The 18,463-nt window shown below is 44.1% G+C and carries 23 protein-coding genes; 18 read left to right on the forward strand and 5 right to left on the reverse strand.

The features are described from left to right. The first annotated feature begins 178 nt into the window (after nucleotides 1-178). The 5 genes from ABIN22_RS19320 to ABIN22_RS19340 all read left to right on the forward strand — a co-directional run bounded on the left by ABIN22_RS19320 (nucleotide 179) and on the right by ABIN22_RS19340 (nucleotide 3,259). Nucleotides 179-493 carry an STAS domain-containing protein gene (locus ABIN22_RS19320; protein WP_109731168.1) on the forward strand — a complete coding sequence of 105 codons (315 nt, stop codon included), beginning with the start codon at nucleotides 179-181 and terminating at the stop codon, nucleotides 491-493. Then, the gene (gene spoIIAB / locus ABIN22_RS19325) at nucleotides 490-945 is read left to right on the forward strand and encodes an anti-sigma F factor (RefSeq protein ID WP_109731167.1); all 456 of its coding nucleotides are present in this window, start codon (nucleotides 490-492) and stop codon (nucleotides 943-945) included. The genes ABIN22_RS19320 and spoIIAB overlap by 4 nt, the downstream gene beginning before the upstream one ends. Beyond that, nucleotides 924-1,643, forward strand: a complete 720-nt coding sequence (gene sigF / locus ABIN22_RS19330; protein WP_346910620.1) for an RNA polymerase sporulation sigma factor SigF — start codon at nucleotides 924-926, stop codon at nucleotides 1,641-1,643. The genes spoIIAB and sigF overlap by 22 nt, the downstream gene beginning before the upstream one ends. A gap of 268 nt (nucleotides 1,644-1,911) precedes the next feature. Next, nucleotides 1,912-2,457 carry an RNA polymerase sigma factor gene (locus ABIN22_RS19335; RefSeq protein WP_346910622.1) on the forward strand — a complete coding sequence of 182 codons (546 nt, stop codon included), beginning with the start codon at nucleotides 1,912-1,914 and terminating at the stop codon, nucleotides 2,455-2,457. Continuing rightward, nucleotides 2,447-3,259, forward strand: a complete 813-nt coding sequence (locus ABIN22_RS19340; protein ID WP_346910624.1) for a hypothetical protein — start codon at nucleotides 2,447-2,449, stop codon at nucleotides 3,257-3,259. The genes ABIN22_RS19335 and ABIN22_RS19340 overlap by 11 nt, the downstream gene beginning before the upstream one ends. 122 nt (nucleotides 3,260-3,381) lie before the next feature. Here the strand turns inward: ABIN22_RS19340 and ABIN22_RS19345 are convergent, their stop codons facing one another. Further along, nucleotides 3,382-3,537 carry a hypothetical protein gene (locus tag ABIN22_RS19345; protein WP_346910626.1) on the reverse strand — a complete coding sequence of 52 codons (156 nt, stop codon included), beginning with the start codon at nucleotides 3,535-3,537 and terminating at the stop codon, nucleotides 3,382-3,384. Between the two features lie 263 nt (nucleotides 3,538-3,800). Here ABIN22_RS19345 and ABIN22_RS19350 point away from each other — a divergent pair, with 263 nt between their 5' ends. The 9 genes from ABIN22_RS19350 (at nucleotide 3,801) to ABIN22_RS19390 (ending at nucleotide 11,747) form a co-directional block, all read left to right on the forward strand. Then, entirely contained in the window at nucleotides 3,801-3,962 is a 162-nt protein-coding gene (locus ABIN22_RS19350; RefSeq protein ID WP_181368658.1) for a hypothetical protein, read from the forward strand. Continuing rightward, a complete protein-coding gene (locus ABIN22_RS19355; protein ID WP_118621462.1) occupies nucleotides 3,952-4,617 on the forward strand; it encodes a stage V sporulation protein AA in 666 nt (221 codons plus the stop codon). The genes ABIN22_RS19350 and ABIN22_RS19355 overlap by 11 nt, the downstream gene beginning before the upstream one ends. Continuing rightward, nucleotides 4,577-4,993 (forward strand): stage V sporulation protein AB, encoded by a 417-nt coding sequence (locus tag ABIN22_RS19360; RefSeq protein WP_109731164.1) that lies wholly within the window; start codon nucleotides 4,577-4,579, stop codon nucleotides 4,991-4,993. Before ABIN22_RS19355 ends, ABIN22_RS19360 begins: the two co-directional genes overlap by 41 nt. A 185-nt stretch (nucleotides 4,994-5,178) precedes the next feature. Further along, nucleotides 5,179-6,354, forward strand: a complete 1,176-nt coding sequence (locus tag ABIN22_RS19365; RefSeq protein WP_346910629.1) for a BMP family ABC transporter substrate-binding protein — start codon at nucleotides 5,179-5,181, stop codon at nucleotides 6,352-6,354. A gap of 284 nt (nucleotides 6,355-6,638) precedes the next feature. Next, a complete protein-coding gene (locus tag ABIN22_RS19370) occupies nucleotides 6,639-8,177 on the forward strand; it encodes an ABC transporter ATP-binding protein (protein WP_346910665.1) in 1,539 nt (512 codons plus the stop codon). Further along, nucleotides 8,174-9,271, forward strand: a complete 1,098-nt coding sequence (locus tag ABIN22_RS19375) for an ABC transporter permease (RefSeq protein WP_109731161.1) — start codon at nucleotides 8,174-8,176, stop codon at nucleotides 9,269-9,271. Before ABIN22_RS19370 ends, ABIN22_RS19375 begins: the two co-directional genes overlap by 4 nt. Then, a complete protein-coding gene (locus ABIN22_RS19380) occupies nucleotides 9,264-10,256 on the forward strand; it encodes an ABC transporter permease (RefSeq protein WP_109731160.1) in 993 nt (330 codons plus the stop codon). The genes ABIN22_RS19375 and ABIN22_RS19380 overlap by 8 nt, the downstream gene beginning before the upstream one ends. 208 nt (nucleotides 10,257-10,464) lie before the next feature. After that, nucleotides 10,465-11,220 carry a coiled-coil domain-containing protein gene (locus ABIN22_RS19385; protein ID WP_118621465.1) on the forward strand — a complete coding sequence of 252 codons (756 nt, stop codon included), beginning with the start codon at nucleotides 10,465-10,467 and terminating at the stop codon, nucleotides 11,218-11,220. Next, the gene (locus tag ABIN22_RS19390; RefSeq protein ID WP_118621466.1) at nucleotides 11,217-11,747 is read left to right on the forward strand and encodes a signal peptidase I; all 531 of its coding nucleotides are present in this window, start codon (nucleotides 11,217-11,219) and stop codon (nucleotides 11,745-11,747) included. Before ABIN22_RS19385 ends, ABIN22_RS19390 begins: the two co-directional genes overlap by 4 nt. A gap of 78 nt (nucleotides 11,748-11,825) precedes the next feature. On the opposite strand, the gene ABIN22_RS19395 is transcribed toward ABIN22_RS19390, so the two are convergent. The 4 genes from ABIN22_RS19395 to ABIN22_RS19410 all read right to left on the reverse strand — a co-directional run bounded on the left by ABIN22_RS19395 (nucleotide 11,826) and on the right by ABIN22_RS19410 (nucleotide 14,248). After that, on the reverse strand, nucleotides 11,826-12,284 hold the full coding sequence (locus ABIN22_RS19395; RefSeq protein WP_118621467.1) for a SpoVA/SpoVAEb family sporulation membrane protein: 459 nt from the start codon (nucleotides 12,282-12,284) through the stop codon (nucleotides 11,826-11,828). Nucleotides 12,285-12,359: 75 nt separating this feature from the next. After that, complete coding sequence (locus ABIN22_RS19400; protein ID WP_109731156.1) at nucleotides 12,360-13,013, reverse strand: ABC-2 transporter permease; 654 nt, start codon at nucleotides 13,011-13,013, stop codon at nucleotides 12,360-12,362. Continuing rightward, a complete protein-coding gene (locus ABIN22_RS19405) occupies nucleotides 13,010-13,870 on the reverse strand; it encodes an ABC transporter ATP-binding protein (protein WP_118621469.1) in 861 nt (286 codons plus the stop codon). Before ABIN22_RS19405 ends, ABIN22_RS19400 begins: the two co-directional genes overlap by 4 nt. 3 nt (nucleotides 13,871-13,873) lie before the next feature. Beyond that, a complete protein-coding gene (locus ABIN22_RS19410; protein ID WP_346910633.1) occupies nucleotides 13,874-14,248 on the reverse strand; it encodes a GntR family transcriptional regulator in 375 nt (124 codons plus the stop codon). A gap of 246 nt (nucleotides 14,249-14,494) precedes the next feature. On the opposite strand from ABIN22_RS19410, the gene ABIN22_RS19415 reads away from it, so the two are divergent. The 4 genes from ABIN22_RS19415 to ABIN22_RS19430 all read left to right on the forward strand — a co-directional run bounded on the left by ABIN22_RS19415 (nucleotide 14,495) and on the right by ABIN22_RS19430 (nucleotide 18,456). Then, a complete protein-coding gene (locus ABIN22_RS19415; RefSeq protein ID WP_109731153.1) occupies nucleotides 14,495-15,505 on the forward strand; it encodes a stage V sporulation protein AD in 1,011 nt (336 codons plus the stop codon). Nucleotides 15,506-15,609: 104 nt separating this feature from the next. Continuing rightward, a complete protein-coding gene (locus ABIN22_RS19420) occupies nucleotides 15,610-15,966 on the forward strand; it encodes a SpoVA/SpoVAEb family sporulation membrane protein (protein ID WP_109731152.1) in 357 nt (118 codons plus the stop codon). Nucleotides 15,967-16,245: 279 nt separating this feature from the next. Further along, nucleotides 16,246-17,886, forward strand: a complete 1,641-nt coding sequence (locus ABIN22_RS19425; RefSeq protein ID WP_109731151.1) for a Na/Pi cotransporter family protein — start codon at nucleotides 16,246-16,248, stop codon at nucleotides 17,884-17,886. A 147-nt stretch (nucleotides 17,887-18,033) separates the two neighbouring features. Next, the gene (locus ABIN22_RS19430) at nucleotides 18,034-18,456 is read left to right on the forward strand and encodes a DUF2000 domain-containing protein (protein WP_109731150.1); all 423 of its coding nucleotides are present in this window, start codon (nucleotides 18,034-18,036) and stop codon (nucleotides 18,454-18,456) included. Nucleotides 18,457-18,463 lie beyond the last annotated feature (7 nt).

Raw genomic sequence — 18,463 nt, forward strand, 5'->3', positions numbered from 1 at the left:
CAGATATGGAACATACATAAGAGACAGGAAAAGCAGGGCAATAAATTTTTTCAGTCTGATTTACGCAGGATAAGGATATGTAGGATATTACATATCCTTTTTCTGATACCTGAAACGGGACTGGTGGGGAGCACCTTGAAGACCGGAACGATATGATTTAAAATAGAGGAGGAGTACTATGAAGTATCAGGTGCAGGAGAACTGCCTGACGATCTACCTGCCCAAAGAGGTAGACCATCATAATGCGGAGGAAATGCGTAAAAACGCAGACACATTAATTGAGAAAAACCATATCAAATATGTCATTTTTGACTTTGGGATGACAGATTTCATGGACAGTTCGGGAATCGGCGTCATAATGGGAAGATATAAGATTATCCGCCTGATCGGCGGGGAAGTCTGGGCGGTTCATGCAAATGCAAGAATTAAGAAGATCCTGACCATGTCGGGGGTGACAAAAATAATGCAGATATATGAGGAGGACGAGGCATGAAAAACACAAATGAAATGGAGATCATTTTTGACAGCCATTCGTCAAATGAGGGGTTTGCGAGAGTATCAGTGGCGGCATTTTTAACCCAGTTAAATCCTACAGTTGAAGAAGTGGCAGATGTAAAGACCGCGATATCAGAGGCAGTGACGAATGCAGTCATCCACGGCTACGAAAATGAGATACATAAGGTTTCCATCCGCTGCCGGATTGAGGGACAGCAGATTACGGTGGAAGTAAAAGATAACGGGGTCGGCATCGAAGATGTGGAACAGGCAATGACTCCCTTATATACAAGCAAGCCAGAGCTGGAACGTTCCGGAATGGGATTTGCGTTCATGGAAGCCTTTATGGATTCAGTAGAAGTCGAGTCCGCCCCGGGTGAAGGCACAACGGTGCGGATGAAGAAAACCATCGGTAAAGGAAGGGAGCTATGGACCACACAATCGCTTTAATCAGACAATCACACGATGGGGATAAAAAAGCGAGAGAACAGTTAGTAGAAGAAAATGTGGGACTTATCTGGTGTGTTGTGAAAAGATTCTACGGCAGGGGCACGGATGCGGAAGACCTGTTCCAGATCGGAAGCATAGGCTTATTGAAAGCAATCGATAAATTCGACCTGTCCTATGACGTGAAATTTTCCACTTACGCGGTCCCCATGATTTCAGGAGAAATCAAACGTTTCCTGCGGGATGACGGTATGATAAAAGTAAGCCGTTCTTTAAAAGAACTGTCTTACAAGATCTTCCAGACAAGAGAGGCACTCATAGCTAAACTGGACCGGGAGCCTACGCTGGAAGAATTGGCAGAGACGATGGAGGTTGATAAAGAGGAGATTGTACAGGCAATGGAGGCCGGAGGTGAAGTTGAATCACTGTACAAGCCGATCCACCAGAAGGAGGGCAATGAAATCCGGCTCGTGGACAAGCTGGAAGAAAAAGACAGGAAAGAAGACAAGATTCTGGACCATATGCTTCTGAAACAATTGCTGGAGAGTCTGGATAAGGAGGAACGGCAGTTGATCTATCTGCGGTATTTTGCAGATGAAACGCAGACACAGGTTGGGAAAAAACTTGGAATTTCACAGGTACAAGTCTCGCGTATGGAGAAGCGGATTATAGAAAATATGCGGCGGCTGGGAACTGTTTGAGTGAAGGAGGACGTCTGAAAGGAGTAGGAAGGAGCTACTCTGCGGGGTGTCCTCCTGTGTTTTCAAGGGAAGGCACTTAGTGAAGAAACACTAATAGTTTATTCGGGCAATCTTATGGTACTGGCCGTAAGATTGCCCAAATTTTTTTCTGCATATCAATTAAAAAGGACAATCAAACTATAATGGTTTAAATATAAAAAAATATGCTTTAAATTGAAACTTTTCACTCAGAAATTAAGTATATATTAGTAAGAGAGGAGGGGACAATGTGAATTATATTGATATAATAACTCGTTTAAAAGAGAGAGATACAAAAGCGCTTGAAGAAATCATACTGGAATTTAATCAATATGTTGCGGCCATAGTTTATACTATATTGCAGGGATATATAGATGAGATTGATATACAGGGGATTATTAATCAGGTGTTTTTCATATTGTGGGAAAAGGCAGAGAAAATTGATATTAAAGATTATAATGATTTAAAACCTTATTTAGGAGCCATTGCAAGAAATACCGCTATTAATGAAAAAAAGAAAATAACACCTACGGTCCCACTTGATGAGCATATCCTTGGCGAAATAAATGAGAATTTTTCACAAGTCGAGTTAAGGGCCATTTTGCTTTCGGCCCTGAAACAATTGAGTACAGAAAATCAAATTATATTATTAAAATTTTATTTTCAAGAAAAGACGATTAAACAAATAGCGGAAGAAGAAAAACAGCCAGAATCAACAGTTAAGACAAAGCTAAAACGGAGTAAGGCGAAACTTAAACGAATCTTAGAGAAGGAAGGTTTTATTTATGAAAATTAGTTTCTATGAAGCCTTTGATTTTATTGCGGAGGAAGCAGTAGAATTACTGGCTGACTATTCATCAGATGATGACAAAGTACAGAACTATTCTGCTAACACAACGATTAACGAAGTGATGAAGAATATCCCCACAGTTAGAAAAAAAAGAAAAAACAAGACCACATGGACTTTACGTCTATTGGTTGCCATTCTAGTTATATTTGCATTATCATCAACTGTTTTTGCAATCAGACAGAGACTATTAGTAAAAGATGGCGGGATTGAACTTGTGACTGACGCTAACAGAAATTTAATAGGCAAGGAAATTGAGGGTAGGTCTGATATAGCAGATTCAAATGGAAACATAAAAAAAGTATCGGAAGAAGATAATAATGAGCTATATAGTTGGAAAGAGAGCACTATTATAACAAGCGTACAAGAAGGTGCCCATGTTCCTCGTATTATAAGCGAATTTGCGGTTGTAGATGAAGAAAGCTCCTTCCTTACACCAGAGATTATCTTTACTAATGATTCTATGGTTATTTTAGAGAAAGAAGATGGAAAAGGATGGTACATGGAAAAGGGAGAACAACTGGATTTTAAAGTAGAATTATATCCGTCGGAAATAAATTTGAGTAAAGGACAAAGTATTATATATCAGTACATTTTTAATGGCGAATTAATGAATGAATCATTGACATATAATGGGTTAATTCAGAACTACAGTATAACAGCAGAAAAATCAGGTGAATATTTTCTCTGCCTAGTTGGAGCAAGTTCTGATCCGATTACATTAAAACAAGGAAAAATCGTGATTAGGTAATGAGATATAATTTAATACTTCATAGCACGATGCTTTATAATTCATGCTATGAAGTATAAAAAACATACAATGGATTACAAAAGAGGAAGCATAAACGTACATTGATTGTTACCTTTGTTTAATTATAAATGATAATCGTATATTTCATAACCTAACCTATGTATAGCACCTTCATTATTTGATGTTGAATCTGCTGCAAAAACATTCAAGCCTAAAGAACCTATAGCCATTAATAAAGTTAATAAAAAGGCCAAACTTTTTCTTACATTTTTTCTCATATAATTTTCCTACTTTGATTGTACATACTTCCTTCTTTACATATATATACAATTATTTCATAATAAAAGTTTCAATTATTTTATATTTTATTGATAAATAAGCACTTCTGCTTATCTTTGTAGACTGTTGTGTATGATCAATTAGGAAAACATCGACAAAAGTCTCATATATCATTAAATACACTGTATTATGTATAGTTTTTCCGAAATTTAAGATACTAGCATTAAGCGATTTTTATTTCAGGAAAGGTCAGGTGGTTTTTATGGAGAACGGCAGGAGGAAGATTCGTATTTGTTTATTCGGAATCGTGCTTGCGGCAGTTGTGGTTGGAATCTTTTACTATTATTTCAGCGGCAGCGGACAGGTCAGGAGCAGTGAGGGGACTTTAATCAAAGGGCCTGAGGTGGAATACTATGGCTGTTAATCATGATACTGTTTATTTGAAAGGCGACCGGGATGTGGAGGTCCAGAAAAAGGATATCACTCTCGGGGATATCGTAGCTCTGGAATGCAGCAACAAGGATATCATTCCAAAACTGAAGACTCTGAAAATTCTAAAGATCCCGGATAATGGAAAACAGCGTTTTGTCATTTCTATATTAAAGATTATTGCCTGTATACACGAAAAATATCCGGGACTTGAGGTTCAGAATCTGGGTGAGCAGGATATTATTATCACTTATGAAGAACAGAAAACTCCCGGCATGTTTTACCATGTCTTAAAGACAGGCATTGTCGTGCTGATTACGTTCTGTGGCGCGGCTTTTTCAATTATGGCATTCAATAATGACGTTTCGTCAGCCAAACTGTTTAAACAAATTTACGAATTTGTGACAGGGACGAAGTCGAATGGCTTTACAATTATGGAAGTCACATATTCGATCGGAATTACTGTCGGCATACTCGTCTTTTTCAACCATTTCGGGAAAAAGCGTTTTACGGTTGACCCGACGCCGATGGAAGTACAGATGCGTCTTTATGAGAATGATATTCAGACAACTCTGATTGAAGATGCATCCAGAAGGGAGCAGGAACTTGATGTGGGTAAATCAAATCATATTAGCAGTCATCGGACTTAGCGGCGGACTTGTCGTTGCAGGAGGCTTGTTTTCATTTATTATCGAGCTGGGGGTGGTCGCGGATTTTGCAGACAGGACCCATACGGCGGAACATATCCTGCTCTATGAAGACTGTGTGGCCATCGGTGGAATCGCAGGGAATTTGATTTCTGTTTTTCAGATCCATATCCCGAACGGGGCATGGCTGCTTCCCGTGTTTGGCCTGCTTGCAGGAATATTTGTAGGATGCTGGTCAATGGCGCTGGCGGAAATACTGAATGTTTTTCCAATCTTTGTCAGGAGGCTTAAAATTGTAAGGTATATATCTGTTTTTGTAGTTAGTATGGCGTTGGGGAAAGGGCTCGGTTCCCTGCTGTTCTTTTTCAAGGGATGGTAGGAACCGATATCAGGCAGGAAATTGGTAGAATTGCAAGCACAACGTGTTAAATATTCTGAAAAAATACTACAGATATCTTGACTTATTTTTGCGGTCAGTGTAATATTTAAATATAGTAATCGGCTATCCAATGAAGGAATATGTTTCTTAAAAGGGTAGCCAGTTTTTTTGTAGGAGGAGAAGATATGAAAAAGAAGATTTTGAGCGCAATACTGTGCGCGACAATGGTCATCGGTATGTTGGCCGGATGTGGTTCCAAACCGGCAGCGGAAGCGGACAAGTCCACGAGTGACGACACAAAGACAGAGAGCACAAAGGGCATCGCCAAGGAAGACATTAAAGTCGGATTTGTGCATGTATCCGACGCGAGTGACATGGGATATACATACAACCATGACCTTGGGACAAAGGAAATGCAGGAAGCAATTGGCTTAAGTGATGACCAGATCGTCAATAAGTTCAATGTTCCAGAGGGAGCAGAGTGTGATACTGCTTTAAGGGAACTCGTAGATGCAGGCTGCAATATCATCTTTGCAACCAGTTTTGGATTTGAGGATTATGTAAAAGAAGTAGCGGCAGAGTATCCAGACATTCAGTTCTGCCACGCAACAGGATATCAGGCAAAAGATTCCGGACTTGACAACATGCATAACTATTTCGCATCTATTTATGAAGCACGTTATCTCGCAGGTATTGCAGCAGGTATGAAGACAGAATCCAACAAGCTCGGATATGTAGCTGCATTCCCGTTTGCAGAGGTTATTAGCGGATACACTGCATTTTATCTTGGCGCAAAGAGTGTGAATCCTGACGTAACTATGGATATCATGTATACAAACTCATGGAATGACCCAACCGTTGAGTCACAGGTTGCAAAGGCACTGATCGAGCGCGGATGTGATGTGATTTCCCAGCATTCCGACTCTACAGCTCCGGCAACAACAGCAGAAGAGAACGGCGCATTCCAGGTTGGATATAACAATGACATGATTGAAGCAGCTCCGAAGGCTTCCCTGGTTTCTGCACGTATCGACTGGGGCATCTATGTAACAGAAGCCGTACAGAATTTGATCGACGGAAAAGAGATTCCAGTAGACTGGTGCAAGGGTCTTGCAGACGGCGCAGTTTATCTGTCACCTCTGAATACCGACATTGCAGCAGAAGGAACCCAGGAAGCGATTGATAAGGCTTCAGACGCACTGAAATCAGGAGAACTCTATGTATTTGCAGGACCGCTGAAGGGTACAAGCCCTGACGGCGAGACAATTGAAGTTGCAGATGGCGATCATTACCCTGAGCAGGAAGAAGCATCCGCACCATCCTGGAGCTACATTATCGAAGGATGCAATGTGGTTGAATAAGTAAAGCTTCAGACTGAGAGAAGTTCAGTTCATTGACAGAGCCGTTGTATGACGGCTCTGTTTTTAAAGTTACAGGGCCCGCAGCAGGCTAAAACCTTTTCGGGCATCACGTAATATGTACCTTACTGCCCGCAGGGCATGAGTTACGGTATGCCCTTTAGGGTATACCTTATTCTGCAGCCTGTGCTGCTAAATCAAGGCATATATTACGGGGTACCTGAATAGGGGGAAGACATAAGAAGGAGGGTGAAGATTTGGGTGAGACTACAGGATATGCGGTTCGTATGCAGCATGTCACTAAAACATTCGGTAAGGTTGTTGCCAACAAGGACATTAACCTGGAATTAAAGGACGGAGAGATTCTTGCACTTCTCGGAGAGAACGGGAGCGGGAAGACAACATTGATGAATATGCTTTCCGGAATCTATTTCCCGGATCATGGGGAAATTGAAGTGCATGGCAGGACGGTGACGATCCGTTCCCCGAGGGATGCGTTCGATCTGGGGATTGGTATGATCCATCAGCATTTTAAACTTGTGGATGTACTGACGGCAGCAGAGAATATCGTATTAGGGCTGGACGGAAAGGCTACGGTGAACCGGAAAGAGATTAATCAGAAGGTAAAAGACCTGGCATCCAGATATGGATTCGAGATTGATCCTGCAAAAAAAGTCTATAACATGGCGGTATCTGAAAAACAGACGGTTGAAATTCTGAAAGTGCTTTACCGGGGGGCGGATATTCTGATTCTGGATGAGCCGACGGCGGTTCTGACCCCACAGGAGACGGAAAAACTGTTTGCCGTGCTTCGTAATATGAAGAAAGACGGAAAGTCGATTATCATCATCACACATAAACTATATGAGGTGCTTGCGATATCTGACCGTGTGGCTATCCTGCGGAAAGGGGAATACATAGGTGCAGTGGATACGGAAAAGACCAATCAGGCACAGCTTACTGAGATGATGGTCGGCAGGCCGATTAGTCTGGAGATAGAACGTCCTGAAATGGAAGATAAGGTCGAGAGACTGCAGGTGATCGGACTGACCTGCCTGAACGGTGACGGGGTGAAGGCGCTGGATAATGTTTCGTTTTCTGCATATGGAGGGGAAATCTTAGGCGTGGCAGGAATCGCGGGAAGCGGGCAGAAGGAGCTCTGTGAGGCAATTGCCGGCCTGTATCCGACAATCGGAGGTTCTGTCCTGTATACCGGAGAACATGACGGTGAGCCCATCAAAGAGAGAATCTTAGGACTCAGACCGGATGAAATCGTAAAAAAGGGAATTTCAATGGCGTTTGTGCCGGAGGACAGGCTTGGTATGGGGCTTGTTGCCGGAATGGATATGACGGATAATGTCATGCTGCGCAGTTATAAGAATAAAAAGGGGATTTTCACAGACAGGAAGACGCCAAAAGCCCTTGCAGAACAGCTGATCGAGGAGCTTGAGATCGTGACTCCGGGTGTAGAAACGCCGGTGGGCAGGCTCTCCGGCGGAAATGTCCAGAAAGTACTGCTCGGGCGTGAGATTGCATTAAGCCCGTCTGTCCTGATTGTAGCGTACCCGGTCCGCGGACTGGATATCAATTCTTCCTACCGTATTTATGAGCTTCTGAATGAACAGAAGAAAAAAGGAGTTGCGGTTATTTTCATCGGGGAGGACCTTGATGTGCTGATCGAACTTTCGGACCGCATCATGGTATTGTGCGGCGGAAAAGTGAGCGGAATTGTAGATCCGCGGGAGGTAACGAAAGAGGATATTGGCCTTATGATGATCCATGTAGATGAGAAAGATACAGAAGAGAAAGAGGAGGTGAACGTATGAGCAGACATTCAATGCAGGCCAAAGAGCCTCTGATCCGTATGGTAAAAAGAGACGCGATTTCCCAACAGAAGGCGTGGGGGATCCGGGCGGCTGCGTTCATACTTTCCCTGATTACCGGGGGACTCCTGATATTCGTCCTTGGACATAATCCGCTCGCTGTTTATAAGGCGATGGTTGTCGGGTCATGGGGGTCCAGGACGGTTATACATGAGACTGTAAAATTAGCGGTCCCGCTTTTGATTACTGCGATTGGAATTTCATTTGCCTTTAAGATGAAATTCTGGAATATCGGTGCTGAAGGACAGATTCTGGTAGGTGCGGTGGCGGCAGGCGCGTTCGGATTGTTTACTGCACATATCTTCCCGAAGCTGCCGCTGGTTATCCTTATGATGCTTGCAGGTATGGTGGCGGGCGGCCTGTACGGGCTTCTTCCGGCAGTCTGCAAGGCAAAATGGGGGACGAATGAGACACTGTTTACCCTGATGCTCAATTATATTGCGCTGGCATTCATCAAATATCTGATGAACGGACCGTGGAAGGCGCCGGGAAGCAGTTTCCCGAAAATTGCCATGCTGGTGCCGGGGGCAAGGCTCAGTAAGGTGCTGGGGGTTCACTGGGGCTGGATTCTGGCACTGATCCTTGTTGTTGTGTCATGGATTTACTTTAATAAGACGAAACAGGGATATGAGATTGCTGTTGTAGGTGAAAGTAACAATACCGCGCGTTATGCCGGCATCAATGTCAGCAGAGTGTTCAAACGGACGATGTTCCTGTCCGGTGCGCTCTGTGGACTGGTAGGAATGCTGCAGTTTGCCGGCGCCGATTATACGATAACAGAGGGAACAGCAGGCGGTGTCGGATTTACAGCCATCACTGTTGCATGGCTTGCAAAAATGAATCCATACGGAATGCTGATCGTATCTGTGTTTATAGCGATGCTTGAGAGAGGCTCCAATACCATCCAGACAAACTTCAAGATACCTGCATCTGCATCTGACCTGCTGATTGGTATCATACTGTTTTTCATGCTGGGATGTGAGTTCTTCATAACCTACAGGCTGATTTTCAGAGGAAAGGAGGAACATCATGCTTAGTACATTAAATAGTTTGTTTATTGCCGCCGTGCTGGCCGGGACCCCGCTGCTTCTAGGGGCACTCGGAGAGATCCTCACAGAGAAATCCGGTAACTTAAACCTTGGTGTGGAAGGTATGATGTTCATGGGCGCCATTACCGGACTTGCCGGTTCCTACTATTATGAACAGGCAGTTACGAAATCCGGAGGTACGCCAAACGGGGCAGTGTCTGCGGTCCTCGCCCTTCTCGTATCTTTTATAGCGGGTTCGTTCGGTGCATTGATTTACAGCTTCCTCACAATTTCGCTGAGGGCGAATCAGAACGTAACCGGACTGACACTGACCATTTTTGGTACAGGTTTTGGAAACTTCTTCGGAGAATATATCGGTCAAAAGGCAGGCGGATATGTAACGGTTAGCGGCGTTACAAAGGATGCATTTTCAAAGCTCCATATTCCGGTTTTATCGGATATTCCGGTTTTAGGGAAATTATTGTTCCAGTATAACTGGCTCGTATATTTTGCGATCATTCTTGCTGTTGTAATGGCATGGTTCTTTAATAAATCGCGGGTAGGTCTGAATCTGCGTGCGATTGGGGAGGACCCGGCAACCGCGGATGCGGCAGGAATTAATATCACGAAATATAAATATATTGCAACGATCGTGGGCGGTGGAATCTGCGGGATCGGTGGTATGTACATGAGTATGGTAACAACAAAAGGTGTATGGGTGCACGGATGCGTAAGCGGATACGGCTGGCTGGCGGTTGCGCTGGTTATCTTCGCAACATGGAGTCCTGCAAGAGGCATACTTGTCGCGCTGATATTCGGCGGACTTACAATCATGCGCATGTATATCAAGATACCGGGGCTTCCTGCACAAATATACGATATGGCCCCCTATGTGGCGACGATTATCGTGCTTGTCGTTACGAGCATGAGACAGAGTAAAGAGCATGCACAGCCAAAGAGCTGCGGATTAAACTACTTCCGTGAAGAGAGATAGGAAGCAGGATGATTAAATTTACATAAAGAGAAAGAATTGATTAGGGAGCTGCGGGGTTTTCGCAGCTCCCTAGTCGTTACTGAACGTATCTCAGAAGAGATATCCGGTGTAATTGATTTGAGAATACAAATGACTTTTTAACGGAAGTGTGGTAAAATTTAGATAGGTATTTCAATACACAAGATAATGTGATTATTAGGAGATTATTATGCAGGAGATAAGTGAGTTTGAGGTAAAAAGCAGTATCATTGGCGGATATAATAAAAAACAGATGGATGCTTACATTCAGGAGCTTCAGGGTATGATTGAGGAGCTCCAGAAGGAAGCGGAGGAAGAACGGATTGAGAAGGAAAAGCTGAACCAGAAGATTGTGAAGGCAGAGAACTGCTATAAGAACCTCTGGGAACGGAGTAAGGGGCAGGATGAGGTGATTAAGGCTCAGGAAAAGACGATCCGCCAGCAGGAGGAGAATATCAGGCGCAGAGAAGCGCAGATTAAGACCCAGGAGGGAACGATCAGAAACTGGGAAGCGCAGGTGAAAGCCCAGAAAGAGACGATCAGCAATTGTGAGGCTCAGATAAAGAATCAGGAAGAGACAATCAATAATTGGGAGGAACAGGTCAGGGTCCAGAAAGAAACGATCAGTAACTGTGAGGCTCAGATTAGAAATCAGGAAGAGACGATCAGCAACTGTGAGGCGCAGATTAGAAATCAGGAAGAGACGATCAGAAACTGGGAAGCACAGATGAAAGTACAGGAAGAAAGTTTAAAAAGCCGGGATGAGCAGATCACTGCACAGGAAGGCATCATGAAACGTCTGGAAAGCAGGATGAATAAGATGCTTCAGGAAGTGGAAGGTCTGAAGGTTCAGGACAGTGGCGAACATGTCAAGAAGATCGAAAAGCTGATTAAGAAGCAGCTCAGAAAAGCCGGCGGAAAGAAAGGCAGTAAGATCAAAGAATGAAAGAGGAACGGTTGGACCCGGTGCCAGAAGAAATTCCATCGCCGGAAGAGTTATTTCATACAGAATCGCAGGATGATTACATTACAGTGCCTGAGAAAAAGAGGAAGCCGGTTCCCCGTTTCAGGGCCGTAAGACGTTTTTCGGCAGGATTTCTGCTGGTTCTTGTTCTTGTTGTTGTAGTTCTGCTGAATCTGGACAAAGTTGGGATCACTTACTATTATATGGAATCAACCAGCATGGAGCATGTGATACCAAAGGGCAGCTTCTTGTTTGTATATAAAACAAAAGCAGAGAATTTGAAAGTGAAGGATATGATTACATTTCATAACAGCGAAGACATTTCAGTCACACATGTCATCGTCGAAGTGGTTCCGGATTATGATGAATATGGTCCGGGATTCAGGACAAAAGGGACGGAGAATGTAGAGTGGGACGAGGATACTGTATCATACGGAGACATATGCGGAAAAGTCGTGTTCCATATTCCCTATATCGGGAAATGGCTTTCTGTGTGGAGAAACAGGTGATAAAAAAGAACAGCTGCAGCCAGATATTTTCCGGTGCAGCTGTTCTCTTGATTTCATAGGGATTAATTGTTTCAAATATCAGAGCAGTTTATAAATCCAGTAAACGAATCCCAGAACCCAGCTCGTAAATATTCCATACAGGATAACAGGTCCGGCGATTGTAAAAATTTTGCATCCGATTCCGAAAACCTGTCCTTCTTTTTTATACTCTATAGCAGGAGAGGCAACCGAATTCGCGAATCCCGTGATAGGAACCAGCGCGCCTGCACCACCCCATTTTGCAATCTTCGGATAGAGATTAATACCGGTCAGAATAACACTAAGCAGGACGAGGAGCATAGAAGTCCAGCCGCTGCATTCATCTTTAGACAGGTTCTGCAGTTCACAGTAATTATAGATAAACTGACCTATCGTACAGATGATTCCCCCGGTAATAAAGGCTTTTGCCATATCCACATAAACATTATGGACAGGGGTCTTCTGCTTCACATACTGTTCATACTGCTTTTCCTGTTTCATCTTTTCAACCTTATCCATAACAAAATCTCCTTTAAATTCGTGATTACGGATAGTATCTGGAAAAGAAGAAAAAATATACCACAGAAAAGTATTTTATAAGGTTTTGTCAAAGCATTTTATGGAAATTATATAACTGGCAAGCAGGATCAGGATATCAAAGCAGCAGGCAATTATGAATATCCATGCTGTATTTAATGAGGAAATCTGTGCAAGAATCCCTGTCTTAACACCGGTAAATAGAAAAAGCACATATCCCGCACCCACCGCTATGACTGTAATTAAATATATAATTGCACTGGCGTTGAATCCTGTTGTAAAACTGACGAGCAGGTTAACAGCAGTCATGAAAATCCCGACCAGCCAGCCACCTGCTATGAAAAGAAGATAAGTAACCCAGGAAATCCCACCTTTTATAAAGTGATGGCATACTGCGAACAAAACCATCTCCGCAACATAAAATAACTGGTTAAATAAGGCGGACAGGAATCTTCCTTTTACAAGGTCTTTCTTACTATACGGCAGAAGCCTTGCCGCCCTCATCCCTTTATAATTGGAATCAATCTCCTTCATCGTATTAGGAAGACCTGACATATTGATCGGGGCGAGGAGCAAAAAGAATGTGAGTGCACCGTATGCATTTTTGAAAAATAAGAGGAAGAAGAAAAAGTATACTGCTTCCATAATATAGGACATCTTGCCCAGCCTTCTAAAGGATATTAATAAATCCCGGTGTATTAATCCTGTCATATGATAACCCCCTTTATATAAAATAACATGATATCTTCGATAGAAGCGCGCTCGATGACCAGATCCTGAAAATGCCTGAGCAGCTCCTGTTTGTGGTGGACCAGAACTTTTACAGAATATTCTTCTTTTATGTATGCACAGTAGTCATCCGGTGAGAGTGCTTCAAAGAAGTCATTTCTGCACTGGAGGACTCCGTAATTATTTTCTATATCCTCTTTAGACTTGATAAACTGAATATTCCCTTCATGCATAAAAATGATATAATCCGCAATCTTATCAAGGTCACTTGTAATGTGGGTGGATAGGAGGACGGAGTGGTTTTCATCCAGGACAAATTCCTGGAGAAGCTGCAGTATATCATCCCGCATGACCGGGTCAAGTCCTGAAGTTGCCTCATCCAGTATGAGGAATTCTGCATTGTGGGAAAGAGCAACCGCAAAATTCAGTTTTACATTCATTCCTTTTGACAGCTCTTTCACTTTTTTCTTCTGCGGCAGCTTGAAGTTTTCTAGGTACTGGAAGAAAAGCCTGCTGTCCCAGCTGGTGTATATTTTTTTCATGATAGTATCGATATCTTTGCAGTAAAGGTGGGGAATCTGGTTCAGTTCATCCAGAACGACGCCGACACGCTGCTTGATTTTTTTCTCGTCTTCTCTGTAATCCATGTCCAGAATCCGGATGTCTCCACTGTCCGGTGTGATGATATTCAGCATCGCAGAAATGGCGGTTGTCTTGCCGGCGCCGTTTTCGCCGATCAGGCCGCAGATGGAGCCTCGTGGGACCTGAAAAGAAACATCGTCTAGCGTGAAGTCCTTATAAGTCTTTGTCAGATGGCTGACGGTTAGTGTGTTTTCCATGTGTTAGACCTCCTTGTAAAGCAGTGTTAGAATTTGAACGAGCTCTGAAAGGGAAATGCCGCTGCGCCGGGCAATATCAGCAGCTTCCTGTAGCTTTTCCTCGGCATTGCGCAGTTCTTCTTCCCGTATAAAATCTTTGTTCTGCGCCGCAACAAATGTGCCTTTGCCGGCGATAGTTTCTATAAATCCGTCGCGCTGCAAATCTTCATAGGCATGCTGTGCCGTGATTACGCTGATATGAAGGCTTTTGGCGAGGTTTCGCATGGAAGGGAGCGCATCGCCGGTCTTCAGTTCATTGCTCATGATCATGCCTTTGATCTGCGTGGTGATCTGTTCGTAGATTGGTTTGCTGCTGCTGTTGCTTAATATAATTTCCAAAATATCACCGCCTTTTGCCTTACGAATATTTTCATATCAATCCCCCCGTTACTGTTCACAGAAACACCTGTATTCAATAACAAGCTACCTGTATTTTTATGGGTGTACTTACTGTATATATACTGTACTTGTTTGATAAGTACAGTATAACAGAAATTAAGTAAATGTCAAGATGAATAGTTTTAAAAAAGCAAGATATACTAAGCATTAAAAGTCTGAAATAATATTATGAAATGAGGGAAAGATATGAATCAGGTAATAGGCAGCCAGAGTATCGGTTTTGGAGAATCTCCCTATCTTATCAGCAGCGGTTCTGTAGTAGGTAGCAAAGAATCAGAAGGTCCGCTCGCGAAACTATTCGATATGGCGAATCATGATGATCTTTTCGGGGCAAAGACCTGGGAAGAGGCGGAGAGTAACATGCAGAAAGAAGCATGCGTTCTGGCGCTTGGAAAGGCACACGTACCACCGGAAAAGGTCCGGTACCTTTTTGGGGGTGACCTGCTACGCCAGGGAATCGCCACTTCTATGGGGGTGGAAGCTCTGCAGATTCCGATGTTCGGCCTGTATGGGGCGTGTTCCACTTCGGGTGAGGCACTGGCACTCAGCGCAATGAGTGTGGCGGCAGGTTATGGGGACTATATGCTGGCAGTAACCTCCAGCCATTTCGGCAGCGCTGAAAAAGAATTCCGCTTTCCACTCGGATATGCGAACCAGCGGCCGCTGTCTGCACACTGGACCGTGACAGGTAGCGGGGCATTCCTTGTAGGGACAGAAAAAAGCCATATCAGGATCAGCGGTGTGACCGTAGGGAAAATAGTGGATTACGGGCTGAAAGATTCCCAGAATATGGGGGCATGCATGGCACCCGCCGCAGCCGACACCATCATACAGAACTTCAAAGACTTCGGCCGCACGGCAGAGGACTATAACCGCATAGTAACCGGCGATCTCGGATACGTAGGGCAGGACATCCTCTTTGACCTGATGCAGGGAAAAGGCTACGATATCAGAACAAAACATATAGACTGCGGAATGACCATATACGACCAGAAAGAGCAGGACACCCACGCCGGGGGCAGCGGATGCGGATGCGCTGCCGTCACACTGGCCGCCTATATCCTGCCCAAAATCAAAAAAGGCGAGTGGAAACGCATCTTATTCGTGCCCACAGGCGCACTCATGTCGACCGTAAGCTTCAACGAAGGCGCAAGCGTGCCGGGGATCGCACACGCAATCGTGTTAGAACACTGCTGATAAACAGCAAAAAGGTACACCACTAAAGTCAAAAAGGTACACCACTTACGTTAATTAGGGACGTAGTAAACCTGAGAAATATTACGTCCTCAAAGGAGGGTTTTATGGACTATTTGAATGCATTCTGGATTGGAGGTCTTATCTGTGCTGCCGTGCAGATTCTCTTAGACCGTACGAAGCTGATGCCGGGGAGGATTATGGTTCTTCTTGTCTGTACTGGCGCGGTGCTGGGTTTTTGTAATATTTATGAGCCGTTTCAGAAGTTTGCTGGTGCGGGGGCGAGTGTGCCTCTGCTCGGTTTTGGAAATGTGTTATGGCAGGGCGTAAAAGAAGCTGTTGACGCCAACGGATTCCTGGGGATTTTTATGGGGGGATTTACGGCGAGTGCGGTCGGGATTTCGGCAGCGCTGATATTTGGTTATCTTGCATCTTTCATTTTTGAGCCCAGGATGAAAAAATAAAAAGGAAAAGTGGATTACTTGGCTGTTCAGGGCAGGGGATGTGGATAATTTCGTTGTTCTGAACAGTTTCCTGTGTATAGAATAAGTAAAATATGAGCAAAAATTATGTTGTTTTTTGTAAATGTAAATGTTATCGTAATAGTACGGGATTTTTATCCTGAAAGCAGAGAGTAAGCTCTTTCCTGATGGAGTGAGAGCGGGCAGCAGGTATGGGAGGCGGCAGATTACCTAAGAAGCCTCGGGATACCTGAATCAGCTGTATATTATAGGAGGAGGCGTATGAATTACGTAAGCATTATTATCCCTTTTGTCGGGGGTCTTGGTATGTTCATATACGGCATGCAGATCATGGCCCAGGGGCTGGAGAATGCGGCCGGCAGCAAGATGAAGACATTATTGGAGGCACTGACGAAGAATAAGTTTTTTGGTGTTCTGCTCGGTGCTTTTATTACGGCAGTTATCCAGAGTTCTTCCGCGACAACGGTCATGGTGGTTGGTTTTGTTAATGCGGGGATTATGAACCTGACTCAGGCGATGGGCGTTATCATGGGGGCCAATATTGGTACAACGGTTACCGGATGGCTCGTTTCCAGTGTGGAGTGGGCGAAGTTCTTAAGCCCTGGTAATCTTGCCCCGATCGCGATTATGCTCGGTGTGATTGTCATGCTGACAGGGACAAGGCGTTCTACAAAAGACGTTTCCAGCATTATCATTGGGTTCGGTCTTTTGTTTGTAGGTATCACGACTATGTCATCAGCGGTATCACCGCTTCAGGATTCAGAAGGATTCCGCAATATTTTTGTGACCCTGGGACATAATCCGTTCCTTGGCATCATAGCCGGAGCCGTGGTTACAGCGGTTATCCAGAGTTCTTCAGCCTCGGTAGGTATCCTGCAGAGTCTTGCCGCGGCGGGACTGGTTCCGTTCAATGCGGCAGTGTACATCATTATGGGACAGAATATCGGTACCTGTGTGACCGCGATCATGTCCAGTATTGGGGCGAAGAAGACTGCAAAGACAGCTGCAGTTATGCACCTTTTATTTAACATTATCGGTACCGTCCTGTTTAGTATTGTGGCAATCGTATTTTTCAAGGTCATCTATCCAAATGCGGGCGGCGGAGTTATCACACAGACAGAGATCAGTACGGTGCATACGATCTTCAACATTGGAACAACAGTTCTTCTCTTCCCGGTATCTGACCTGATCATCAAACTGGCCAAGAAGCTGGAGAAGGAAGATGAAAGAGAAGTGGATGAAAGCAAAGTACTTCTGGACGACAGAATGCTGGAAACCCCTGGTATCGCACTGCAGTCAACGGTCAGTGAAGTAGTCCGCATGGGTAATATCGTAAGGGCTACCCTTGATAAATCTAAGAGAGTCATGTTTACGAAAGACTATCAGGAGATTCTTGATATCAAAGAAGAAGAAAGCACTGTTGACAGACTGTGCAGCGGTATTACAGATTATGTGATCAAGATCAGTTCACTGTCTATCAACGAAAAGGAGCATCAGCATGTGGCAAGCCTCCTGCAGATTATCTCGGACATAGAGCGTATCAGTGATTACTGTGAAAATATTTCCGAGTTTGCGGAGACACTCCAGATCAGAAAGGCGGAATTTTCAGAGACGGGAACTGCCGAGATGCGGGAAATGATCGATGTCTGTACAGACAGCTACATCTATGCAATAGAAGCATTCGCAGAGAATAGTAAAGAAAAGGCAATGAAAGTTATTGAGAAGGAAAGCCAGGCAGATGATCTGGAAATCAGACTTCGTGCAGAACACATGAAGAGGCTGGCAAGCAACCAGTGCAACACAGATGCCGGTATCGTATATCTTGATGCTCTGGTTTGTCTGGAGCGTATCTCTGACCATTCACGTAACATTGCAGAAGAAGTCCTGACTGTTGCAGTCTAAGAAAATTGAAGATATCATACAAGATTTTCATTCATAACGGATGATAAAATAAATCGCGTGAAAGCCGAATAAGCTTGATCGCGATTTTTTGTTGTTTTGGAAGCAAAGTGTCAAGGCAAATATGAAAGAATAGGAGAGGTATAAGTTATGAATTTTGAAGGAAAAAAATGTGTCATGGTGATTGATGAGGAACTGCCGCTGGGGATTATCACAAATACGGCTGCAATTATGGGGATTACCCTTGGGAAAATGATACCGGAGTATGTCGGCCCGGATGTGAAAGACCAGACGGGGCACGAGCATTTGGGGATCATTGCGCTGCCGGTTCCGATACTGAAAAGTACGGCAGATGGAATCAGGAAGATCAGAGAACGCCTCTTCGAACCCGAATTCGAAGAACTGACCGTTGTAGATTTTTCTGACGTGGCACAGAGCTGCAATGTGTACGATGAATTTATCGAAAAAATCGGGCAGGTACCGGAAGAAACGCTGAAATATTTCGGTGTGGCAATCTGCGGGGCCAAAAAGAAAGTGAACAAACTGACGGGAAGCATGCCGCTTTTACGGTAACGAAAAA

The organism is Faecalicatena orotica (assembly GCF_905197545.1).
Classification (GTDB): Bacteria; Bacillota; Clostridia; order Lachnospirales; family Lachnospiraceae; genus Faecalicatena_A; species Faecalicatena_A orotica.

Bases quoted from the DNA above. Each gene is read 5' to 3' on its own strand.
- ABIN22_RS19320 (WP_109731168.1), top strand. From the start codon at position 179: ATGAAGTATCAGGTGCAGGAGAACTGCCTGACGATCTACCTGCCCAAA.
- spoIIAB (WP_109731167.1), top strand. From the start codon at position 490: ATGAAAAACACAAATGAAATGGAGATCATTTTTGACAGCCATTCGTCA.
- sigF (WP_346910620.1), top strand. From the start codon at position 924: ATGGACCACACAATCGCTTTAATCAGACAATCACACGATGGGGATAAA.
- ABIN22_RS19340 (WP_346910624.1), top strand. From the start codon at position 2,447: ATGAAAATTAGTTTCTATGAAGCCTTTGATTTTATTGCGGAGGAAGCA.
- ABIN22_RS19345 (WP_346910626.1), bottom strand. From the start codon at position 3,537: ATGAGAAAAAATGTAAGAAAAAGTTTGGCCTTTTTATTAACTTTATTA.
- ABIN22_RS19350 (WP_181368658.1), top strand. From the start codon at position 3,801: ATGGAGAACGGCAGGAGGAAGATTCGTATTTGTTTATTCGGAATCGTG.
- ABIN22_RS19355 (WP_118621462.1), top strand. From the start codon at position 3,952: ATGGCTGTTAATCATGATACTGTTTATTTGAAAGGCGACCGGGATGTG.
- ABIN22_RS19360 (WP_109731164.1), top strand. From the start codon at position 4,577: ATGTGGGTAAATCAAATCATATTAGCAGTCATCGGACTTAGCGGCGGA.
- ABIN22_RS19365 (WP_346910629.1), top strand. From the start codon at position 5,179: ATGAAAAAGAAGATTTTGAGCGCAATACTGTGCGCGACAATGGTCATC.
- ABIN22_RS19370 (WP_346910665.1), top strand. From the start codon at position 6,639: ATGCAGCATGTCACTAAAACATTCGGTAAGGTTGTTGCCAACAAGGAC.
- ABIN22_RS19375 (WP_109731161.1), top strand. From the start codon at position 8,174: ATGAGCAGACATTCAATGCAGGCCAAAGAGCCTCTGATCCGTATGGTA.
- ABIN22_RS19380 (WP_109731160.1), top strand. From the start codon at position 9,264: ATGCTTAGTACATTAAATAGTTTGTTTATTGCCGCCGTGCTGGCCGGG.
- ABIN22_RS19385 (WP_118621465.1), top strand. From the start codon at position 10,465: ATGCAGGAGATAAGTGAGTTTGAGGTAAAAAGCAGTATCATTGGCGGA.
- ABIN22_RS19390 (WP_118621466.1), top strand. From the start codon at position 11,217: ATGAAAGAGGAACGGTTGGACCCGGTGCCAGAAGAAATTCCATCGCCG.
- ABIN22_RS19395 (WP_118621467.1), bottom strand. From the start codon at position 12,284: ATGGATAAGGTTGAAAAGATGAAACAGGAAAAGCAGTATGAACAGTAT.
- ABIN22_RS19400 (WP_109731156.1), bottom strand. From the start codon at position 13,013: ATGACAGGATTAATACACCGGGATTTATTAATATCCTTTAGAAGGCTG.
- ABIN22_RS19405 (WP_118621469.1), bottom strand. From the start codon at position 13,870: ATGGAAAACACACTAACCGTCAGCCATCTGACAAAGACTTATAAGGAC.
- ABIN22_RS19415 (WP_109731153.1), top strand. From the start codon at position 14,495: ATGAATCAGGTAATAGGCAGCCAGAGTATCGGTTTTGGAGAATCTCCC.
- ABIN22_RS19420 (WP_109731152.1), top strand. From the start codon at position 15,610: ATGGACTATTTGAATGCATTCTGGATTGGAGGTCTTATCTGTGCTGCC.
- ABIN22_RS19425 (WP_109731151.1), top strand. From the start codon at position 16,246: ATGAATTACGTAAGCATTATTATCCCTTTTGTCGGGGGTCTTGGTATG.
- ABIN22_RS19430 (WP_109731150.1), top strand. From the start codon at position 18,034: ATGAATTTTGAAGGAAAAAAATGTGTCATGGTGATTGATGAGGAACTG.